General features: G+C 68.0%; 12 protein-coding genes and 1 tRNA gene. 6 read left to right on the plus strand and 7 right to left on the minus strand.

Going from position 1 to position 14223, the window contains the following annotated elements; translation table 11 throughout:
• Positions 1 to 261: 261 nt before the first annotated feature.
• The 6 genes from ftsZ to glsA all read right to left on the minus strand — a co-directional run bounded on the left by ftsZ (position 262) and on the right by glsA (position 7283).
• Positions 262 to 1359 (minus strand): cell division protein FtsZ, encoded by a 1098-nt coding sequence (gene ftsZ, locus VB716_RS01955; RefSeq protein ID WP_231605119.1) that lies wholly within the window; start codon positions 1357 to 1359, stop codon positions 262 to 264.
• Between the two features lie 231 nt (positions 1360 to 1590).
• Positions 1591 to 2442, minus strand: a complete 852-nt coding sequence (locus tag VB716_RS01960) for a cell division protein FtsQ/DivIB (protein ID WP_323269587.1) — start codon at positions 2440 to 2442, stop codon at positions 1591 to 1593.
• Complete coding sequence (locus tag VB716_RS01965) at positions 2439 to 2849, minus strand: hypothetical protein (protein WP_197153774.1); 411 nt, start codon at positions 2847 to 2849, stop codon at positions 2439 to 2441. The genes VB716_RS01960 and VB716_RS01965 overlap by 4 nt, the downstream gene beginning before the upstream one ends.
• Positions 2846 to 3943 (minus strand): D-alanine--D-alanine ligase family protein, encoded by a 1098-nt coding sequence (locus VB716_RS01970; RefSeq protein ID WP_197153775.1) that lies wholly within the window; start codon positions 3941 to 3943, stop codon positions 2846 to 2848. The genes VB716_RS01965 and VB716_RS01970 overlap by 4 nt, the downstream gene beginning before the upstream one ends.
• A gap of 39 nt (positions 3944 to 3982) precedes the next feature.
• A complete protein-coding gene (gene miaB, locus VB716_RS01975; RefSeq protein WP_197153776.1) occupies positions 3983 to 5407 on the minus strand; it encodes a tRNA (N6-isopentenyl adenosine(37)-C2)-methylthiotransferase MiaB in 1425 nt (474 codons plus the stop codon).
• Positions 5408 to 5450: 43 nt separating this feature from the next.
• Positions 5451 to 7283: a glutaminase A gene (gene glsA / locus VB716_RS01980; protein ID WP_323247058.1), complete on the minus strand. Its 1833-nt coding sequence runs from the start codon at positions 7281 to 7283 to the stop codon at positions 5451 to 5453.
• A gap of 165 nt (positions 7284 to 7448) precedes the next feature.
• On the opposite strand from glsA, the gene VB716_RS01985 reads away from it, so the two are divergent.
• Positions 7449 to 8555: a dipeptide epimerase gene (locus VB716_RS01985; protein WP_323269588.1), complete on the plus strand. Its 1107-nt coding sequence runs from the start codon at positions 7449 to 7451 to the stop codon at positions 8553 to 8555.
• A complete protein-coding gene (locus tag VB716_RS01990) occupies positions 8549 to 9634 on the plus strand; it encodes a DUF1611 domain-containing protein (RefSeq protein WP_323247062.1) in 1086 nt (361 codons plus the stop codon). Before VB716_RS01985 ends, VB716_RS01990 begins: the two co-directional genes overlap by 7 nt.
• A gap of 188 nt (positions 9635 to 9822) precedes the next feature.
• Here VB716_RS01990 and VB716_RS01995 read toward each other — a convergent pair.
• Positions 9823 to 9895 (minus strand) — tRNA-His (locus VB716_RS01995).
• A 154-nt stretch (positions 9896 to 10049) separates the two neighbouring features.
• On the opposite strand from VB716_RS01995, the gene VB716_RS02000 reads away from it, so the two are divergent.
• The 4 genes from VB716_RS02000 to VB716_RS02015 are packed head-to-tail and all read left to right on the plus strand — an operon-like array spanning position 10050 to position 14199.
• Complete coding sequence (locus VB716_RS02000; RefSeq protein ID WP_197153779.1) at positions 10050 to 10814, plus strand: hypothetical protein; 765 nt, start codon at positions 10050 to 10052, stop codon at positions 10812 to 10814.
• A 36-nt stretch (positions 10815 to 10850) separates the two neighbouring features.
• Complete coding sequence (locus VB716_RS02005; protein WP_231597710.1) at positions 10851 to 11294, plus strand: DUF4359 domain-containing protein; 444 nt, start codon at positions 10851 to 10853, stop codon at positions 11292 to 11294.
• A complete protein-coding gene (locus VB716_RS02010) occupies positions 11291 to 12637 on the plus strand; it encodes an amidohydrolase family protein (protein ID WP_323269589.1) in 1347 nt (448 codons plus the stop codon). The genes VB716_RS02005 and VB716_RS02010 overlap by 4 nt, the downstream gene beginning before the upstream one ends.
• 17 nt (positions 12638 to 12654) lie before the next feature.
• On the plus strand, positions 12655 to 14199 hold the full coding sequence (locus tag VB716_RS02015; RefSeq protein ID WP_322757536.1) for an FAD-binding oxidoreductase: 1545 nt from the start codon (positions 12655 to 12657) through the stop codon (positions 14197 to 14199).
• Positions 14200 to 14223: the final 24 nt, after the last annotated feature.

Raw genomic sequence — 14223 nt, forward strand, 5'->3', positions numbered from 1 at the left:
AGGGGAAACAGGAGAGTGAAGTCCGGCAACTTTTGGAGCGAGAGACTCCTCCAGCCGGAGTGATGATCCCTTCACTCAGTACCTGGCCTCTCAGACATTGCTCCGCTCAAGCGGTAGCAACCAGGAAACCAGGGAGGTTCCTGACAGCTGCCTGTTGAACAACTGCTGTCTGGACTGGAAGAGAACTCGTCTCAACCACTGGTTCAAGCGGATATCTAGGTTGTGAAAATTCTTCCCTGATCGCCTTCTGGCAGCAGGAACTCAGTCGGCGCGAGTCTGGCGCTTGAGCAGGAAAGCGGGGATATTGGCGCCTTGGTCTGAACTGTCGGCATTGAGAGTCTCGGCAGGGGTGAACTGGGTCACCGCCGGGCGCTCCACGCGGTAGGGACCGCCACTGTCGAAGCCTGTGGCGATCACGGTCACGTGAATCTCGCCCTCCATGGCTTCGTCCACCACGGCGCCGACGATGATGTTGGCATCAGGGTCGACCACGTCGTAAATCACCTCAGAGGCGGTGGTCATGTCCTCGAGGGTCATGTCCCGACCCCCACTGATGTTGATCACACAGCCGCGGGCTCCGTCGATGCGGGCCGCCTCCAGCAGGGGGCTGCTCATGGCGGCCTGGGCGGCTTCGATGGCGCGGGAGCGACCCGACCCCACACCAATGCCCAGCAGAGCAGTGCCGGCCTCGGACATGACCGAGCGCACGTCGGCGAAATCGACGTTGACCAGGCCAGGGCGGGTGATGATGTCACTGATGCCTTTGACGCCCATCCGGAGCACGTCGTCGGCGGCGCGGAAGGCCTCCTGCAGAGGAGCCCCGGCGATGGCTTCGCGCAGCCGGTCGTTGGGGATCACGATCAGGGTGTCCACATGTTCGGCCAGGCGGGCGATGCCCTCCTCCGCCTGACGCATGCGCTTGCGACCCTCGAAACTGAAGGGCTTGGTGACGATGCCCACCGTGAGGGCTCCGCATTCCTTGGCCACCTCGGCCAGGATCGGCGCCGCCCCGGTGCCGGTGCCGCCGCCCATGCCAGCGGCGATGAAGATCAGGTCCGAACCCTGAAGCGACTCCAGCAGCTCATTGCGCGACTCCTCGGCGGCCTTCTGGCCGATCACAGGATTGCCGCCTGCTCCAAGGCCGCGGGTGAGTTTCTGGCCAAGCTGCACCCGTTGCTGAGCCGCAGATTGAAGCAGCGCCTGGGCGTCGGTATTGAGAACCCGGTAGCCGACCCCTTGGAGGTCTGAGGCAATCATGCGGTTGACGGCATTGCTTCCGCCTCCACCCACACCGATCACCTCAATGCGGGCGGACTGACTGGGGACGATGCCGTTGCTGCTCACGAGTGTCTGTCTCAAGTCGGCGTCGACCTGTAGTCCAGCATGGCCGGAATGGGCCGGCAGGTGCAACTGTCGGTCCTGGTCATGCTGCATCGGAGGGCATGTGCCGTTGGTCTGCGGCTGCATTATGTCGGCGGAAGGCGTCCAGCACCGAATCGAGGTGAACAGATTCCTGTTGAAACCCTGAAATGACAAGGCCCTGTGTGGGTGTGCTGGCCAAAACCAGCCCGGGAAACCGCCGTAGGCCTCTCACTGGGCACCGATCGGTACCGGCGCCGGTGCCCCCGGAGCATTGGCGGCCGACGCACCACGGGCTGGAGCCGGCAGGCCCAGTTCCGGTTGGTTCGGATCGCTCAGATCAATCGATTGCACCCGTCGGCCCTTCACCTGGGCCGGCAGCTCCTCTTTCAGGTGGCGCAGCACCGCCAGGCGGCGCTCCAACTGTCCGTCCATCGGACCCAGGCGGATGCGGCCAAGACTGGCCGTATCCAGCCAGAGGGAGCCATCCGGCTCGAAACGGATCTGGCGCAGATCTGGCCCAATCGCCTGGCGATTCTCCAGCAGCTGCGTCAGGGAGCCACGATGGCGTTCGTTCCATCCCACCACCTTGAGGCCCATCACCTCGGCCGACGGGACGCCGATCTTCTGGCGGGCACTCATCCAGTTCCCAAGACGATCCACGTAACCCTGCTCCAGGCCCTTGGGCGTGCGGCGTTCGGCCCGGGCGACGGCCTGGCGATCCACCAGGTTGATGCGGAGTCGTGGCGGCAGCATCAGGCGACTCACCTGCACCTTCTCCACCGGCAGGGCCGCCGCAAGCCTCTCCATCAGGGCGTGGGGATGGACCGCCAGCAACGGCTGTGGGAAGCGCAGGCCGGCGGCCTGGATGGCCTGCTCGCGGCTCACCTGACGGCTGCCCAGTACCTCCACCTGATCAGGCCGGGTGAGGGTCCAGCCCTGGCGCAACAGGACGTAGCCCAGGCCGGCGGTGAGGCCGCTGAGCACCAACAGGCGCCAGGTGTTCCGGAGGCGTTCTTGGCGACGCTGGCGCCGCAGCTCACGCCGCCGTTCCACCCCCGGTTGCAGGGAGCCTGCCTTCACAGGTCGCAACGGGAGCGCGCCATCAGTTCATCCATCCAGCGGCGGGCCCGATCGGCATCGGAGAAGGGCAGATCCATCTGCCGGCCATCGCCCACCAGCCGCAGCCGGCAACTGCCATGGCTCTCATCGGTGAGCGGCGCTTCACCGGAATGGAGCGACAGCAGCTCCACCAGTTCGAGCTGCTTGATCGGGAAGGCATCCGCCTGCTTGAGGGTGCCGGCTTCAAAACGGCTCCAGCTCAGCACCCCCTCTTTGAGCCGTGCGGCACCACAGCCATCCAGCTTGGCCAGTTCCGAACCGGCGGCCCAGGTGCGGAAGAGGTGCTGGCGACGCCGCTCCAGCCAGCCAAGGGCCGGCAGGAGAATGAAGATCAGCAGCAGGGGAAGCCAGAGCAGGCCGTGCGTCATGGGGTTGGGTCTCCAGCTGCCGATGCCATAGCCCATTCTCTCGCGCCCTGCACCAGCTGATGCAACAACTCCTCAAGCGGTAAGCCGCTGGCCTGCCACAGCATCGGGTACATGCTCTGGGAGGTGAAGCCCGGCAGGGTGTTGATCTCATTGAGCAGCAGCTCAGCACCAGCCTCGTCGTAGAAAAAATCCACCCGGGCCAGGCCTGTGGCCCCAACGGCGCGGCAGGCGGCGATGGCGAGGTTGCGGATCCGCTCACTCACCTCGGGTGCCAACTCGGCTGGGATCACAGTGTGGCTGAGACCTTCGCTGTATTTGGCGGTGTAGTCGTACCAGTCGGCATCAAAGCGGATCTCGCCCACGACCGATGCCTGCAACGGCCTGGCTCCACCCCCCAGCACGGCACATTCCAGTTCCCTGGCCACCACGCCCTGCTCCACCACGAGCCGGTGATCCAGGGCGGCGGCCTGGCGCAGGCCCTCGATCAGGCTTGGCCTGTCGACCGCCTTGCTGATTCCCACCGAGGAGCCCATGTTGGCGGGCTTGACGAAGCAGGGATAGCCGAGCTGCTGCTCCAGGCGGGTCCAGAGGGCCTCGGAGTTCTCAGCGAGTTCGGCGGCATCGACGCAGGCGTAGGGCACCTGGGGCAGGGCGGCGGCGGCAAAGGCGGCCTTCATCGCCTGTTTGTCCATGCCCACGGCGGAACCCAGCACGCCGGAGCCCACGAAGGGAACGCCCATCAGGGTGAATAGGCCCTGGATGGTGCCGTCCTCCCCATTCGGGCCATGCAACACGGGGATCCACACCTCCACCTCCAGAGCACCCGGTGGAAAGCCCTGGAAGCCTGGGCGGGAGGGCGCCTGGGGCAGGTCGCCGGGTTCGGCAGGTGTTCCCTTGGCCAGCACGGCTTCGGCCACGTCCGGCGGCCACCAGCGGCCCTGGGGATCGATGTAAAAGCAGCTGAGCCGATAGCGCTCGGCGTTGGCACCGCGGCGCAGAGCCGACACCACGGTGTTGGCGGAGCGGATCGACACGGCGTGCTCACCGGAGGCCCCCCCGAACACCAGGCCGAGGTGGGTGGGCGCGACGACCATCGAGGCAGAGAAGAGGGGCCAAAGGTATCAGCGATCGCTTCAGAGCACGGCGCCGCTGAGTGAAAAGGCACGCACCTGATCGATCCGCACCGAGACCAGATCACCAGGAGCGATCACGCTGCCATCAGGCCGGCTGGACGGGAAGAACGTCAGCCGGTTGGTGCGGGTGCGCCCCATCATCTGAGCCGGATCCCTGGGATTGGAGCCCTCCACCAGGATCTCTTCGCAGCGGCCGGCGTAGCGCGCACTCCGCTGTTTCGCCTGGGTCTCGACCAGGGCGTTGAGCTCCTGCAGGCGCTCCACCTTGACTGCTTCGCTCAGCTGGTCCGGCCAGGCGGCGGCGGGGGTGTTGGGTCGGGGGGAATAGGCGGCGGTGTTGACCGCATCGAAGCCCACCTCCTCCACCAGATCGAGGGTGCGCCGGTACTGGGCATCGGTCTCACCGGGGAAACCCACGATCACATCGGCGCTGATCGCGGCATCGGGCATGCGCTCCCGGATCCGGTCGAGGATGCGCCGGTAGCGCTCCACCGTGTAGCCGCGGGCCATGGCCCGCAGGACGTCGTTGTCGCCGCTCTGAAAGGGGATGTGGAAGTGTTCGCACACCTTCTCCAGGTCGGCGCAGGTGTCGATCAGGCGGTCGGTGAAATAGCGGGGATGGCTGGTGGCGAAGCGAATCCGCTCAAGGCCCCGCACGTCGTGCACGAAGCGGAGCAGATCCGTGAGGGTGTGCTGACGGCGCCCCTCGGGGGTGATGCCGGGCAGATCGCGGCCATAGGCGTCGATGTTCTGGCCCAGCAGCGTCACTTCCCGGTAACCCCGCGCCGCCAGCCCTTCCATCTCCAGGCGGATCGCCTCGGGGCGGCGCGACTGCTCAACGCCCCGAACCGAAGGCACCACGCAGTAGGTGCAGCGCTCGTTGCAGCCATAGATCACGTTCACCCAGGCGCAGACCGCACTGTCCCGCCGGGCCGTGGTGATGTCCTCCAGGATGTGGTGATCGCCGGTGGCCACCACCTGCTGGCCGCTCTCCACCTGGCTCAGCAGGGTGTCGAGCCGGTTGGCGTGCTGCGGACCCATCACCAGATCCAGTTCCGGCACCCGGCGCAGCAGCGCTTCCCCCTCCTGCTGGGCGACGCAGCCCGCCACCACCAGGGTGAGATGGGGGTTGGCGCGTTTGCGCTGGGCCTGACGGCCCAGGTAGCTGTAGACCTTCTGCTCGGCGTTGTCGCGAATCGTGCAGGTGTTGTAGAGCACCAGATCGGCCGTGTGTTCATCACGGCCGGGGGCGTAGCCCATCGCTTCGAGGATCCCTGCCATCCGCTCGGAATCCGCCTTGTTCATCTGGCAGCCAAAGGTGGTGATCCAGTAGCTGCCGCGTTGCTGTGGCTTTGCCGGATCCAGCACAGGAGCAGAGAGCGGCTCTGCGGGGACGGGGTGTTGGGGGCGGGAGGGGGCCTGCATGACGCCAGTTTCGGACATCAACCGCCGTGGGGCTCTGGAAGGCTCAGCGCTGCTCCAGCAGCGAGAGCTGCTGGTTGGCACGCTGGAGCTTCAGGGCTAGATCCCCGTGCAGGGCCAGCAGGATCTCGATCACCAAATCCGGCCGCTCCTCATGCAACCGGTCAAAGGCCTCGCGCTGGAGCACCAGGCAGCTGCCATCTTCCTCGGCCACCATGTCCGCGGTGCGGGGTGTGCCATTGAGAAAGGCAATCTCCCCCACACTCACGCCGGTGCTGAATGTGGCAAAACGGATGCGTTTACCGGGTTGGAGTTCTTCACCGGCACTGAAGCAACCCGCCTCGATCAGGAACAGCTCCTGGCCGGCATCACCACGGCGGAACACCAGCTCACCCTTGGTGAAGGATCGCCGTTCCAGCAATGGTTCCAGGACCGCCCGACTGGCCTCCGGCAAAACCTCGAGCAGGTGGATCGTGTTGGACTCCAGGGCGTTTGGCGCGTCTTCCAGCCGCAGCTTCTCAAGGAGCAGGTTTTCCGCTGTTTCCAGGGCCGTGTCGAGGCTCGTGAACCAGTCGGGGGGAAGGGTGTCTGACTCCCCTGGCCAGAAACCCTCGAGATGCTCGCCCCGGCAGAGCAGGCAGCGGATGCCGCGCTGGGCCAGCAGCTCCAGTTGGTTCAGCACCAGGCCGGCGCTGATCGACGGCAGGCCCACCACCTGGGCCAGATCCATCACCACAAACGACTCGGAGATGACACTGGCCTCCAGGTGAGACAACAGTTCCTCCACCGCGGCGAAATCGAGCACCCCCTGCACCTGCAGCACCCGGATGCGCTCCCCATGACGATCGAGATGGCCGAATTCGGCGGCGCTCCGCCATCGGCGCGAGTAGCGGTTCTTGCCGGTGGCCGAGGAGCGGATCGTGGTGCCGCTGCGGGCGGGTTGGTCGAACAGATGGAGTTCCAGCCGATGGGAGAGCTCCTCACACACGGCGATGCCGCGGCTGGAGTTGCCGAAGGAATCGAGGGGCGGCGAGTAGACGGCCAGGCCCACCCGTCCGGGCACCACCGCCATCACACCGCCGCCCACACCACTTTTGGCCGGCATGCCCACGTTGTACAGCCACTGGCCGGTGTAGTCGTACATGCCGCAGCTGCCCATCACCGCCAGCACATTGGTGGTGATCGCCGGGTCCAGGGTGACCACACCGGTGCGTGGGTTGCGGCCCTGGCAGGCCAGGGTGGCCGCCATCACCGCCAGGTCCTGGCAGGTGACCTTCACCGCGCACTGGCGGAAATAGAGCTGCAGGCCGGGCTCCGGCGAGGCATTGATCACATCGAAGTTGCGCAGCAGATGGCCGATGGCCCGGTTGCGGTGCCCCGTGTCCCGCTCGGAACGGAATACCGCCTCATCCACCTCCAGGCGATGGCCGGCCATGTCCGAAAGGAAATCGAGCAGCATCGATTCGGCCCGCTCCGGATCGTGGGCCCAGATCTGGGCCGTGGTGGCAATGGCGCCGGCATTGATCATCGGGTTGCGGGGAATTCCGCTGACCGGATGGAGGCTGATGGCGTTGAAGGCGTCGCCGGAGGGCTCCACGCCCACCTTCGTCTGCATGTGATCGGCCGAGAGCAATTTCAGGGCCAGGCCGTAGGCGAACGGCTTCGAGATCGACTGGATCGTGAACAGTTTGCGGGTCTGTCCCACCTCGTAGACCCGGCCATCGGTGGTGGCGATCACGATGCCGAAGTCATCGGGATCAGCCTTGGCCAGCTCCGGGATGTAGTCAGCTGGAGCGCCGTCACGCAGGTTCAGGAAGCGGGCGTGTACCTCCTCCAGGATTTGCTGAATAGCCGAGGCGGTCGCATCGCTATGGGGCATGGAGTGAACAGGGCCGCAAAGGTGCGGATCGCAGGGGTCTGGATTGCCGTGATCTGAGGCCACCTCGGCCCGCGAATCTGTGCTTCCTGTTACCGATGTGGTGCCTCGTCGGTGATTGTGTCAGCGTGACTCCAATCTGACTGTCCTGACGGGCTGTTGGCTGGCATGCGCTGCCTGTTACACCGCTTCACCCTCACCAAGGCGGTGCCGCTGGCGATCAGCCGCGGCACTACGGCGGCGGTGCAGCACCTGCTGCTGGAGATCGAACATGAGGGCGTGATCGGTCGTGGGGAGACCGGCGGGTTCGACACCGGCCACCGCTGTTTCGAGACCGAGACACTGGCGGTAGAACTCGCGGCGTTCCTGCCCCGGATCGAGCCTCTGGCCCCCCAGCCGATGCAGGCCTTGCAGCCCCTGCTGGCAGACCTCTCACCGCCGGCGCGCTGCGCCGTCGACCTGGCCCTTTGGGATTGGTGGGGGCAGCGGCTGGGCCAGCCCCTCTGGCGCCTCTGGGGTCTGGACCGCCAGGCCGGCGAGCCCACCAGCGTGACCCTTGGCCTGGGAACGGTGGCGGCGGTGCTGGCACGGCTGGAGCGCTGGTGGGAGGCGATGCCGGCCAGCCGCATCAAGCTCAAGCTCGGCAGCCCCGATGGGCCGGATCACGACCGGCAGCTGGTGGAGGCGGTGGCAGTGGCCCTGGAGCGCCGCCGCCAGGTCACGGGGCAGCCCTGTGAGCTGCAGGTGGATGCCAACGGTGGCTGGGGCCTCGAAACGGCCCGGTCGCTGCTGCCCTGGCTGGAGCACCAGGGCGTGGTGCTGGTGGAGCAGCCCCTGGGGCCGCTCAGCGATCCGGAGGCGGACACGGCTGGCTTCGCCGCCCTGGAGCTCGACTGTCCGATGGCGCTGGTGGCCGATGAGAGCTGCTGGAATGTGGAGGATCTGCTGCGGCTGGCCCCCTACGTGGACGGCATCAACATCAAGCTGCTCAAGAGTGGTGGTCTGAGCGAGGCCCTGCTGATGGCCCGCACAGCCGAGCGGCTTGGACTGGGGGTGATGCTCGGCTGCTATTCCGATGCGGCCCTGCTCAACGGCGCCGCGTCCCAGCTGCTGCCACTGGTGCGCTGGCCCGATCTGGACAGCCACCTCAACCTTGTCGACGATCCCTTCCTGGGGCCAGAGCTTGATGGAGACCAGCTGCGGCCGTCCGATCGCCCGGGGATTGGGGTGGACGGAGGGCTTGCCGAAACCTCGCTAGGGGACCTGCCGTGCTGACGGACGACGCACCGATCGTGCTGCTGCAGCACGGCGGGCTCACGGATCTGGGCGGCAAGACCGGCCTGGCGATGCTGCGCTACCGCCATGGGCCGATCGTGGCGGTGATTGACCCGGAGAACGCCGGTCGCCGCGTTCAGGAGCTGACAGGAATCCCCCGGGATCTGCCGGTTCTGGCCAGCCTCCGTGAGGCGTTGCCGCTCGGACCTCGCGTGGCGGTGGTGGGTCTGGCCCCCGCCGGCGGCAAGTTGCCGCCGGCACTCTGGGGGGATGTGGCCGCGGCCCTGGAGGCGGGCCTGTGCGTGGCCAGTGGCCTGCACAGTCGCCTTGGCGACGATCCGGAGCTGGCGGCGCGGCTGCAGCCCGGCCAGTGGATCTGGGATCTGCGGCAGGAGCCACCCGGCCTGGTGGTGGGATCGGCCCGGGCGGCGACCCTGCCCTGCCGGCGGGTGCTGGCGGTGGGCAGTGACATGGCGGTCGGGAAGATGAGTGCCTGCCTGGAGCTGGTCGCCGCCGCAGGTAGGAGGAGTCTGCCGGCCCGGTTCGTGGGCACCGGTCAGGCCGGCATCCTGATCAGCGGCCGTGGCATTCCCCTTGATGCGGTGCGGGTGGACTACGCCGCCGGGGCGGTGGAGCAGGCCGTGCTGACAGCGGCGGATGGCCTGGACAGCCAGGGACTGCTTGTTGTGGAAGGGCAGGGATCCCTCTGCCACCCCGGCTCCACCGCCACCCTGCCCCTGCTGCGTGGCAGCCAGCCCACGGCCTTGCTGCTGGTGCATCGGGCCGGCCAGACCACGATCCAGCGCCACCCCAGCATTGCCCTGCCCGCGCTGGCCGAGCTGATCGCCACCCTGGAAGCGGTGGCTGCCCTGGGACGTCCGGGGCTCACACCCCCGCCTCGGGTGGCGGCGATTGCTCTGAACACCGCCCATCTCAGCGCCGATCAGGCCGCTGCGGCCATGGTGGCCGTGGAGCAGGAGACCGGGCTGGTCTGCGCTGATCCGGTGCGGGATTGGCCGGGTGCCGATCGGCTCCTGGATGTCCTGGGGGGCCAGCATCAGGAGACAGAGGCTTCCTGATCAGGACTTCGGGGCTGGTCCAACCGGCCCATGCACGATGCGTCTCAGACACGCTCCATGGCACAGGAATCGCCTGGTCCACCGAAGCCGGAGACGGAAAGCGAAACGACAAGGCACCCCTGCAGCGCTTGCGACTCGATCACGCTTCAGAGCAAAAAACCGGTGGACAAGCCACCGGTCTGAAAGAGGGCGAGCGAGGGGACTCGAACCCCCGAATAGCGGCGCCACAAGCCGCTGCCTTAACCACTTGGCGACGCCCGCCGTGGGTAGGCAGAACTTACATCAGCACAGGCTGCACCACAGCGCATGACCACCCTGCCGGGATGGCGTGCCGGCAGGGTGCCCTGGGACGAGTCAACCCATCGCCCGGCTCGGGCTCTAGCGTCCATGCCGATCCAATGCAGGTTTAGACCGCGTGGCTGCCGGTCGCTTCCCCTCCCCTGACCCACCCCCTGCCGGAGACGGTCTGGTCGCGAGACCCTTCCGCCTGGTCACGCCCTTGCTGGCCCTGTCCCTGCTGCTGAGCAGCTGTGCCCTGGCAGGGGTTGGGGTGAGTGAGGCTGGCCGGCAGCGTTGCCGCAACCTGGCCGCTGCTTCGGGACCTCCCCTGCTGGGGCCCTGGCGCGAGCTGCGCTGCCTGCCCGGTGTGGACAAGCGCCTGGCCTCAGAGGCAGCCCAGGAACGGCGGCGACGGGAGCAGGCTCAGCAACGGCTGCAGGCCGATCTGGCCCGCTGCCGTCAGCAGCGCCAGCCCATGCTCGCCTTGGTGACGGAGCTGCGCCGCACCCGGCAGACCCTCGCCGATCAGCGCCTGGAGGCTTACACCCCCGCACCACGACCACAGCCCCCTGATGAGGAGCTTGAGGCTCGCTATCGGCCTGAAGACCAGGAACTCGATCGGGAGCGTTACGAGGCGGCTCTCGCGGCCTGGAGGGAGGCGGAGTCGCAGCGGCGGCGACGCTGGGAGGCTCGCCACCGGGCGCGGCGGATGGTGCTGGAAGCCCAGCAGCAGCAACAGCTGGCCGAGCTGCGCCGCCGCAATCCCGCTCTCCTGAAAGGCGATGCGCTCCAGGAGCAGGCCGTTTCCCGCTACAGCCAGTGCCGAGCTCAGGACTTTCTCAAGGCCGATGCACCACCGGTTCCAGCCGGAGCCGCAGCGCCGGTCCCTCCCCAGAGCTGAACTTTGCGAACCTGTGCACCCGCGTCATCACCTCGCTTGCCCTCCCGATCGCTGACACCCTGGCTCGTGGGCCTGCCCGTGGTGCTCCTGGGGGTCGCTGGCCTGGCGGCCACCAACCCCGGCCCCGACGAGTTCGAACGGTTTGCCGGCGATCGGCTGGCGGCGATGGCTTCCGAAGAGCTCTGCAGCGAGAAGGGATTGCCGCTGATGATCCGACTGGTGATCAGTGATTGCCATGGCCTGGTCAGGGCCCAGCACGGAGTGCTCGGCCAGCTGGCCCGCAGCCAGAGTCGCCGCATCGATTTCGGAGTGGGCAGTCTCTACAGCACCGAGATCGGTGGCCAGCAGCTCCTGCCCAACTGGCGGCTGCCCCACTACACCGTCTCGACCCTGGCCATGGCTGGACACTTCTGGGTGCTTGAGGCCGGTGAAGAACGCCGCCCAGACCCGAAGGGTCAGGAGAAGGAGGCCAGGCGTTGAATCCCGAAGCCGGCCCTGACCAGACAGCCCCACCTAGCGCCCTGGACCTGCAGCTGCCGCGCCAGCTTCTCGATCCGGGCCTGACGGGCCTGCCCGCAGCGGATGCCGATGGACTGGTGGCCGTCCGTCTGCGTTGTGTCGATGGGCGTATCGCGGCCATCGAGGCCTGGCCAGGCTGCCCCCACCACGGGCTCGATCCCGCCGCCCTGCCCCTGGCCCTCACACCCCTGGTGGAACCCCACGCCCACCTCGATAAAGCCTTCAGTTGGGCGCGCCATGCCAACCGGTCCGGGACGATCGCCGGTGCCATGGCAGCCAATCGCAACGAGGCCAACGAACGCACCCAGGAGCAGATTCACGGGCGGGGCGAACGGGCCCTGGAGCGGGGCTGGCGGCAGGGCCTGCGGGCGATGCGCAGCCACATCGACAGCCTCGGTGCCTGGTGGGAGCCCAGCTGGCAGGCCCTGGAGGCGCTTCGCCTCCGCTGGGCCGATCGGCTGGAGCTGGAGCTGGTGGCCCTGGTGCCCCTGGCTCACTGGGGCACTCCGGCTGGCGAGGCCCTGGCGGCAAGGGTCGCAGCGACGGGTGGACTGCTCGGTGGTGTGCTCGGCCCGCCCTATCGCCCCAGCCGCGACGACCAGCGGGCCCTGGAGGCTTTGCTGAGGCTGGCGGAGCGCCACGGCTGCGGCATCGATCTGCACATCGACGAAAGCGACCAGGGTCAGGCCCGCGGCGTGCGGATGCTGCTCCAGGCACTGCGCCACCAGCCCTGTTCCGTGCCGATCACCTGCAGCCACGCCAGCAGCCTGGCGCTGCTGCCGGAACGGCAACTGAGGCCCCTGCTCGATCAGCTCGCCGCCGCTGGTGTGGCCGTGGTGGCCTTGCCGGGCACCAACCACTGGTTGCTGGATCGCAGGCCGGGCTGCACACCGCGGCTGCGGCCCCAGGCGCCGGTGCGCCAACTGCAGGCCGCCGGGGTGCTGGTGGCCATCGGCGGCGACAACGTGCAGGATCCCTGGTTCCCCGGCGGCGATTTCGATCCGATCGAGGTGCTGCGCTTCAGCGTGGCCGCCAGCCATCAGGCCCCCTGGCTGCGCCAGGGGCTGGCTCCTTTCAGCACCGAAGCGGCGCGGCTGCTGCGCCTCCCCTGGGACGGGGTGCTGCGCCAGGGGGGGCCGGCGGACCTGGTCGTGCTGGCGGCCTGCTCCTGGAGCGAGGTGCTGGCACGCTCACCGCAGCGACGGGTGCTGCGAGGCGGTCACTGGTTGCCACCACCGCTGTCGCAGCAGCCGGCGGCCGTTCTGGCCAGTGTGGGGGGCATGACCGCCCATCCCAGCCCCTGAGCTGATCACCTCCCTGCATGCCCTCGACAGACTCGCCGCAACCCAGCGCCCAGGCTCCTAGCCCAGCCGCCCACAGCATCTACGACGCCGCGGCCCTGCTGGCGGCAGCGGGACACTGTTCCGTCGACACAGTGCGTGCCCTCGCCGAAGACCTGGCGCGGCATCACCCCGATCTGCCGCTGGTGGGCCCCCTGCCATCGGCCAGCGGTGATCAGGGGCCGCAGCAGGCGGACCAGACGGCTGCCATGGCCCGTGAGCTCCGGCGGCGCTCCAGCGACTATCACGACTACTCGCCGGTGCTGGTTCCGCTGCTCCAGAACCACAGCGCCCAGCTGGCGGTCAGCGCTAACTCCACCGATCAGGTGATGGTGGTGGCGGCAGCCTGTGCCCGCCATGCCGTGCCACTGACGCTGCGGGGTGCCGGCACCGGGAATTACGGCCAGTGCGTCCCCCTGGCTGGTGGGGTGGTGCTCGATCTCTCCGGCCTGAACCGCTTGCGACGGGTCGATCCCCACAGCGGGGTGATCACGGCGGAGGCCGGTTGCCTGCTGGCCCCCCTGGATCAGCAGCTGGCCGGCCATGGGCGGGCGCTGCGCCTGGCGCCCAGTACCTACCGCACCTCCAGCCTGGGTGGTTTCATCGCCGGTGGCTCCGGTGGTATCGGATCGCTGCGCTGGGGCTTTCTGCGGGATCCAGGCCATCTGCTCGGGCTCGAGATCGTGACCCTGGAGCCGGAACCGCGGCTGCTGCAGCTGGATGCGGAGGCCAGCCGCCCGCTCAACCACGCGTACGGCACCAATGGCATCCTCACCGCCCTGACCCTGGCGACCACCGAAGCGGTGGCGTGGCAGGAGCTGGTGGTGGGGTTCTCCCACTGGCAGGACGCCCTGGCCGTGGCCCAGGAGTTGCCAACCACGGCGCTGCTGCTCAATGCCCTCTGCCTGCTGGAGGCACCGATCGCCGAACGCTCCCCCTGGCCGCAGGGGTGTCCGTCGCCGCAGGCGGGAGAGCATCGGCTGCTGCTGCTGGCCGCCCCCGACAGCCTTGATCTGCTGCCGCACTGGCTGGCCCAGCGAGGTGGCAGTGTCTGCTGGCAGGCGCCCCAGGGTCAGAGCCGTGGACTGCCCCTGCGGGAGCTCACCTGGAACCACACCACCCTGCACTGGCGGGCCCATACCCCTGGCTGGACCTACCTGCAGATGCTCCTGCCCCAGCCGGAGGGGCCAGCGCTGGAGGCCTTGCGAGACAGCTGGGGCGGCGATGTGCTCTGGCACCTGGAGGCCGTGCGGCAGTCCGGCGCGGCGCGGCTGGCAGGGCTGCCGCTGCTGCGCTGGCACGACAACGAACGGCTGCAAGCCCTGATGGACCATTGCCGCAGCCTTGGAGCGCTGATCTTCAATCCGCACGTGATCAGCGTCGAGGATGGCGGCCTTGGCGTGGTCGATACCGATCAGGTGGCGGCCAAGGCCCTCTACGACCCTGCCGGCCTGCTCAATCCCGGCAAGCTGCGCGGCTGGTATCTGGATGCGGCCCGATCAACGGGCGCCTCCAACGCCGCCTGATCATGAAAGCGCTGACCGGTCAGT

Source organism: Synechococcus sp. CCY9201 (assembly GCF_034931105.1).
In the GTDB taxonomy this organism is placed as follows: domain Bacteria; phylum Cyanobacteriota; class Cyanobacteriia; order PCC-6307; family Cyanobiaceae; genus CBW1002.